Annotated in this window: 6 protein-coding genes; 1 reads left to right on the top strand and 5 read right to left on the bottom strand. The window is 37.6% G+C overall.

The annotated features are described in order from the left end of the window. Positions 1 to 294: 294 nt before the first annotated feature. The 4 genes from KI363_RS04815 to KI363_RS04800 form a co-directional block, all read right to left on the bottom strand. On the bottom strand, positions 295 to 1,275 hold the full coding sequence (locus tag KI363_RS04815) for an SPFH domain-containing protein (protein WP_212965649.1): 981 nt from the start codon (positions 1,273 to 1,275) through the stop codon (positions 295 to 297). Between the two features lie 42 nt (positions 1,276 to 1,317). Then, complete coding sequence (locus KI363_RS04810) at positions 1,318 to 2,109, bottom strand: TPM domain-containing protein (protein ID WP_306345154.1); 792 nt, start codon at positions 2,107 to 2,109, stop codon at positions 1,318 to 1,320. Next, positions 2,106 to 3,134 carry a TFIIB-type zinc ribbon-containing protein gene (locus tag KI363_RS04805; protein WP_212965648.1) on the bottom strand — a complete coding sequence of 343 codons (1,029 nt, stop codon included), beginning with the start codon at positions 3,132 to 3,134 and terminating at the stop codon, positions 2,106 to 2,108. Before KI363_RS04805 ends, KI363_RS04810 begins: the two co-directional genes overlap by 4 nt. A gap of 65 nt (positions 3,135 to 3,199) precedes the next feature. After that, positions 3,200 to 3,880 carry a PspA/IM30 family protein gene (locus tag KI363_RS04800; protein WP_158321830.1) on the bottom strand — a complete coding sequence of 227 codons (681 nt, stop codon included), beginning with the start codon at positions 3,878 to 3,880 and terminating at the stop codon, positions 3,200 to 3,202. A gap of 144 nt (positions 3,881 to 4,024) precedes the next feature. On the opposite strand from KI363_RS04800, the gene KI363_RS04795 reads away from it, so the two are divergent. Beyond that, positions 4,025 to 4,930, top strand: a complete 906-nt coding sequence (locus KI363_RS04795) for a DUF4349 domain-containing protein (RefSeq protein WP_212965647.1) — start codon at positions 4,025 to 4,027, stop codon at positions 4,928 to 4,930. 47 nt (positions 4,931 to 4,977) lie between these two features. Here KI363_RS04795 and KI363_RS04790 read toward each other — a convergent pair whose 3' ends face one another. Continuing rightward, entirely contained in the window at positions 4,978 to 6,168 is a 1,191-nt protein-coding gene (locus KI363_RS04790) for an MFS transporter (RefSeq protein WP_212965646.1), read from the bottom strand. Positions 6,169 to 6,352: the final 184 nt, after the last annotated feature.

Here is a 6,352-nt window from a genome sequence, read left to right as displayed (position 1 = left end):
TCGTCTTTCGCAAATCACCACGCACACAGAGGCTCCATGTCAAGCCTTCAAATACACATTTAAATAAGTTTCGAAGCACAATGAAAAAAATTAACTTTTATGTGTCCTAAATATTGACGTAGATCCAACCATTTGACACCACTCCTATTGACAGTTTTAATCATTTAATCGAATTAAGCTCTCTCTATGACTTTAGGGGCATTAAAGTAATCTTATTTAGTATTGACACATTTATTGGCTTTGATTTATTTTTTGATACATGACTTAATATAATATTTTTGTCAGCATTCCCCTTCACTTCACTAATTTTTGACCACAGTTGGAACAAAAATTGCCACCGTTCGTTTTTGTTCCACAATTCGGACAGTAAATAGGAATTGTTCCATCTTTGGCATCAGAGTTTGTCGGAGTTGGATTTGACGGTTCTTCCTTTTGGTCCATATTTTTCATCATTTCCTTTGCCATTCCCATGCCCATCATCATGCCAGCCATGTCAGAGGCCGTGCCTCCTCCCTTTACTTTGCCGGAAGAAATTCCGTCTGTCATGGAAACTTGTTGATAACGACTTATATCGCCAATCATTCCATGAGAGGCATTTTTGGTAATCATATCTTGAATTTCCTTCGGATAATTGAAGCTCATAATATTAAAGCCTGTGATCGTCATTCCACTATCTAAAATCTGCATATCCAAATCTTCTTGGATACCTTTGGCAATCTCGAAAGCATTGGCTTGCAGATTAAACATATCCTTTCCCTCACGCGTAATCCATTTCATCAAAAGCTGGTCAAGGATGGCAGTAATCCGGATTTTCACATCTTCTACTAAATAGCGATCTTTCACTCCAGCAATCTTATCCATGAGCGCAATATAATCATTCACTTTGAATTGAAAGGTTCCATTTGCCCGAACGGGTAAGCCACCTGGTAATTGCGGAGTAGGAATATTAATCGCATTCTTCGTTCCCCATCTAACCGTAAATTCCTTCGTATTGACAAATAAGACCTCTACTCGCAGCCCACTATTGAAGCCAAATTTAAAGCCTTTTAACGTTGAGAGAAAGGGAATAATTTGTGACTCAATATTATAGTCGCCTTCTTCTTCAAAAATTCCTTCCAATCTTCCATTATTAAAAAAGACTGCATCTTGCCCAGGACGAATAATCAGTCGACTGCCTTTTTTAATTTCACGATTATTCCATTTCCAAAAGATCATATCATCTCGGAATTCTTCCCATTCGATTACATTGGCAAATTGATTTTTAAAAAAACTCATTATGCATCCTCCCTTGTATCATTCACTGGCCTTTGCTAAACTCTAAAAACTGCCTCTACTCCCACTATGTGAGTGGCCGCCACTGGTTCTTCCACCGCCACCACCAGAAGAGCCGCCGCCACTATTACTTTGAGGCTTTCTTCGCTTTGTTGTGGTCGTTCTAATATATTGATCTCTTCTGTTTACTACGCGTGAGGTACTAGAATCCTCGTACGTTTTATTATTAATAGTGACTCTTCCGCCGGAATTATAAGCCATTCCCCCGACAATGAGTACCCCTAATCCAATCGAGACAGCTGCCTGAAACCATAATTGGAACAGGAGATTATCTGGGCTCAGACCAAAGCGGATCCCCATATATTCATCAGCGGTTAAAATGAATGTTTGAAAAGCTGTAAAATAGTCTTCATTCTTCATAGCCGGAGTAATTTTATCGCGAATTAAATCAAGTCGATCATCATTTAATAATTTCTCTGCTTTATAAAATCCAGCTAAATAAATTTCTCTATGTTGCATATCAACTGTTAAAATAGCGGTGTTTCCATGTTTTTTATCATAGCCAGGACCCTTTTCATCATAGAAATCCTGCATATATTTTACAACATATTTTCCTTCTGTATCATTGGTCGTTAAAATAATAAAATCTGTTTCTCTTTTGACACTATATTCTTCCGCAAGGACTTCTAACTGTTCGGTTTCTTGCTCGGTCAACAACTCTGCATCATCATAGATTCTTTGTTTCGTTGGAGAAGCCGCCATAACGGGACTAGTAAAAAGGAGAATAGATAAAGAAAACAGCGTAAAAAGTGTGATTAAAATACCTGTTCTTTTCACCAAAGGCCGCCCCCTAACAGCAAGGAAATCAGTTTCAAGGTGATAAAGCTTCCTCCAGCAATTCCACTAAACCAACCTGCTATCTTGCCATAACTAAGTGGCGGTTTCCCAACAATCTTTCCCGTTTGCCCATTCATCGCAAAGGTATGCTCCGATTTGTCATAATCATAATAAACCATCCAAATAGGAAAAAGTACGTAGGCACTTTGTTGCTTTTTAGTATGAATATCTTTTGTTCGATAACTTACAGAAGAATATCCACCCATTGTAGAGGAAATATAGGAATCGATAAATCCTTTTATTCTATCTTTTACTCGTGGGAGCAACTCATCATCATTATAATTATATTTTTCTGCAATATAACCTGCTAGATATGGAGTCTTAAAATCTTTTAAATCTTCATAATGAAACGGCTCCAATTTATCCATGATTTGATCTGGCATTTTTTCAGAAGCATCTGCGGGAACCTTTATATAATCTAAATTAATCCTGCGCATCACATCATAATATTTTGTCTCTGTATAAATATAATTGCCACGCGTATATTCCCTTACTCTTGTACACGTTGCTTCTACATGAACCTTACTGTTTAAATCATATAACCAGAACGGGACGTACATCCCTGTGATGGCCTTAATACGGTCTGCTGTCATGAACCCCTTTGGTGTTAAGCGTCCGTTTTTACACCAAGTCCGAAATGCCTTCATCGCTTCTTCTTTACTAATTTTGAAAGGAATGACCATCTTTGGAGCCAATACACCTGATAATCGATCTGCCAATACAACCCCAGCTCCACAGAAACTGCAGGTTGTCGCCGTGGTATCTGCATCAGTGAGAATGACGGCACCACAGTTTTTACAATGGTATTCTTTCGCCTCATCTTCTGAAAAAGTTGTTAAAATATGTTCATCCGAAAAATCTTCTATATTATCTTTTCTGCCACAGCTGGGACAAGAAAGGGTTCCAGTATCACTGTCGAAAACCATATCATCGCCACAATTGGGGCATTTATATTGAATGACCATTCATGTTCACCTCGCTGTTCCCTCTTCATTAGGAAAGCTGTAGCTTAAGCTACAGCTTTCGGAGTTTAGTCTTCCTTGTTTTTCATTTTTGCTTTCAAGGCAGCTAGCTCATCGTCTACCCCAGTATCTGTATCATATTTTGTCATTAAATCATCAATATTATCTTTTGGGTTGGCATTTAGTTCAGCCATGGCATTCGCTTCATCTAAGGCTTTGTTTACCTTTTCTTCCATTCTACCAAAAGCGGAAACAGAGTCATTCGCCCCTGTGATCGATGAACCGATTTTGTTTAATCTTTCTTGAGTTTTAGCAACAGCCATTTTCCCTTTAATCATCGTACGGCGCGCTTCTAATTCTCCAATATCAGAGACAAGTTTATCATGCATTTCTCTCATCCGAAGCGCATTGGAAGAAGCCAAGCTATAAGCTGATTGTAACTCTGCTTGCTGTGATGTTAGAGTTGCCTTTTTTTCTAAAAATTTTCTTGCGTCTGCTTCATTATCAGCCTCTAGCGCTTTTACAGCATAGGTTTGCATTTTTTCAATTTCTTTTACGCATTCATCTAATGCGCGTTTAGATCTTTGTTCTTCTGCCATGACAGATGCTGTTTCAGCCTTTACCTTCCCTAAATCACTCTGTAAATTTCTCATGTATTGATCAATCATTTTTTCAGGGTTTTCTGCCTTGTCTAAAAGGGCGTTAATATTACTTGCCATAATGTCTTTAAATCTAGATAAAATACTCATAAAAGGGTCCTCCTATTTTTTTAGTGTAGTATATATACTGTTTTGTCCTTCAAAAAGATTCATTTTTTTAAAAAAATCAAGATAAAATAATTGTAACATTTCCCTGTTAGCTACGTCCAATGATGGTAAAGGGGGTTTTATCTTATGAAAAAATTGCTTTTTGTCTCCTTCCTTCTCATCCCATTATTGTTAGCCGCTTGTAGTACAAATCAGTCAAAAGAAAGCAGTGATACCGCCGGCTTTTCAAAAAATGATGTTTCAATAGCCAAGACAGAAAGTTCAAGTGATGCTTCGATTGGTGCAACGGAAAATTCAAGTAAAGATCAGTCAGTAGAAAACGACTCTGAAGAAGCAGAAAGAAAAGCTACAACAGAGCGAATGGTGATTCATCAAGTTCAGTTACAGGTTCTTGTACAAGATCTTGATCAAGCTCAAGCTTCGATTGAAAAGAAAGTGGCGCAATACGCAGGCTATATTGTTGAGTCGAATATGTACCGAGAAAGCGAGACAGAAAAAGCAGGTCAGCTTGTGATTCGCATTCCTGATAAGGATTTTCAAACATTTCTTCGTGAAACGGAAGAGGAAGTGATCGAAGTTCTTGAAAGAACCATTTCCGGTGAGGATGTTACAGAACAATATGTTGATTTAGAAGCTAGATTACAATCAAAACGAGTGGTTGAGAAAAGATTATTAAGTTTTTTAGAGGATGCTAAAAAAACTGAGGATCTATTACAAATATCGAATGATCTAGCCAATATCCAAGAAGAAATTGAAACGATTACAGGTAAGATGAAATTTTTGAAAAATCAAACGGATTATTCAACGATTACCATTTATATGCAGGAAGATTCTATCCAAAAAATTGCCGAAAAACCTTTAAACACATGGGGAAAAACAAAAAAACAACTGGCAGCGAGCACCAATTTTTTGCTTTCCGCAGGTTCCGGATTAGCCGTCTTCTTGATTGGAAACCTTCCTATTTTCATTATTGTATTAATGATGGGCCTAGTCCTGTTTTATTTCATTAGAAGGCGAAAAAAGAAAGAATAAAAGAGCTTCACCTGAATGGAATCCTATTATTCAGGTGAAGCTTTTATTTAATGGGCCATTTTCTTCGTTCTGATTAAAAGATAAATATATAAAAAGATGGATAACATAACTGAGCCAGCAGAAGTGATGTAGATGACGTTATAACCATAAAGAAAAGCTAATTGACCAAATGTCATGGCCCCTAATCCGACACCTAGATCAAAGAAGGAAAAGAAAGTGGCATTAGCCATTCCCTTACGATTATCGGGAGATGCATCGACGGCCCATGCCTGTAAGGCTGGTTGAACACTACCAAAGCCAAGTCCATATAGCCCTGCTGCAATTAGCATAACTGTAATGTTTGGAAGCCAAGACAAGAGAATCATAGCGATAAAAACTAAAATGGTTCCAGGTAGAAAAACATAGAGATGCCCTTTTTTGTCATAAATTTTTCCGGCAAATGTTCGAGATAACATTAGGAATAATGCGTAAACTAGAAAATACATTTCAATACCTGCAATATTTTTCTCGGCCGCATATAATGGTAGAAATGAAGCAATCCCGCCAAATGTGACAGTGATAAAAAATAACAATAGAGACGGTTTAATCGCCGACTTTTCAAATATGTCAAACTTAGGGACTGCTGCCTTATTTGGTGATTCTTCTACCTTCTTATAGTGAATTTGTGAAGAAAGCAATAGTGCTGCTAATCCTAAGCTACCACAAATTAAGAATAGTGAAGAAAAAGAGATTTTCCCGACAAGAGTTAGACCAAGAGAAGGACCGAAAGCGAGTGCCAGATTACCTGACAAGCCAAAATACCCCATTCCCTCTCCCCTGCGCGTTGGGGGGATTAAATCTGTCGCAATCGTTCCACTTGCTGTAGTAGAGAAACCCCACCCTACTCCTTGAACAATCCGCATGATGAGCAATAATGCGATACTAGCAATGAAAGCATAGGATCCAACAGATAGAACAAATACACATAATCCAAGCATGTAAACGAAACGCCGACCTTTGGATTCCAAAGCATGACCAGCATATGGTCGGAATAAAAGTGCAGAAAAAGTAAAGATCCCGACAATGATCCCAATCATTTGATCACTGCCCCCTAATTCTTTAACAAAGATTGGCAGAGTAGGCAATGTCATCTGAAACCCAAGAAAAACGAAAAAATTGGCGATGCAAATTAAAACAAAATCTCTCGTCCAAATTTTTTCTCTAGTATTAGCCCCTTGAATTTTCCCTTGTGAATCCATTTCAATTTCTCTCCTAACTCAAACAAAAATGTATTTTAAGAATAGCCCACATTCTAATGTAGCAAAGTAATGACTTTTAAAGAAAACTACTAAAATGCATCAAATAGACACTTTCAAGCAAATATTTAGTTTCACGAAACAACTTATACAATGTAGCATAATCTACTGCTGCATGTCTAGACAT

This window comes from Lederbergia ruris (assembly GCF_018332955.1).
In the GTDB taxonomy this organism is placed as follows: domain Bacteria; phylum Bacillota; class Bacilli; order Bacillales; family Bacillaceae_C; genus Lederbergia; species Lederbergia ruris.
This window is presented reverse-complemented; position numbering and strand designations above follow the sequence as displayed.

Excerpts from the sequence above, each read along its gene's own strand:
- KI363_RS04815 (WP_212965649.1), bottom strand. The coding sequence starts at position 1,275 with ATGAGTTTTTTTAAAAATCAATTTGCCAATGTAATCGAATGGGAAGAA.
- KI363_RS04805 (WP_212965648.1), bottom strand. The coding sequence starts at position 3,134 with ATGGTCATTCAATATAAATGCCCCAATTGTGGCGATGATATGGTTTTC.
- KI363_RS04800 (WP_158321830.1), bottom strand. The coding sequence starts at position 3,880 with ATGAGTATTTTATCTAGATTTAAAGACATTATGGCAAGTAATATTAAC.
- KI363_RS04795 (WP_212965647.1), top strand. The coding sequence starts at position 4,025 with ATGAAAAAATTGCTTTTTGTCTCCTTCCTTCTCATCCCATTATTGTTA.
- KI363_RS04790 (WP_212965646.1), bottom strand. The coding sequence starts at position 6,168 with ATGGATTCACAAGGGAAAATTCAAGGGGCTAATACTAGAGAAAAAATT.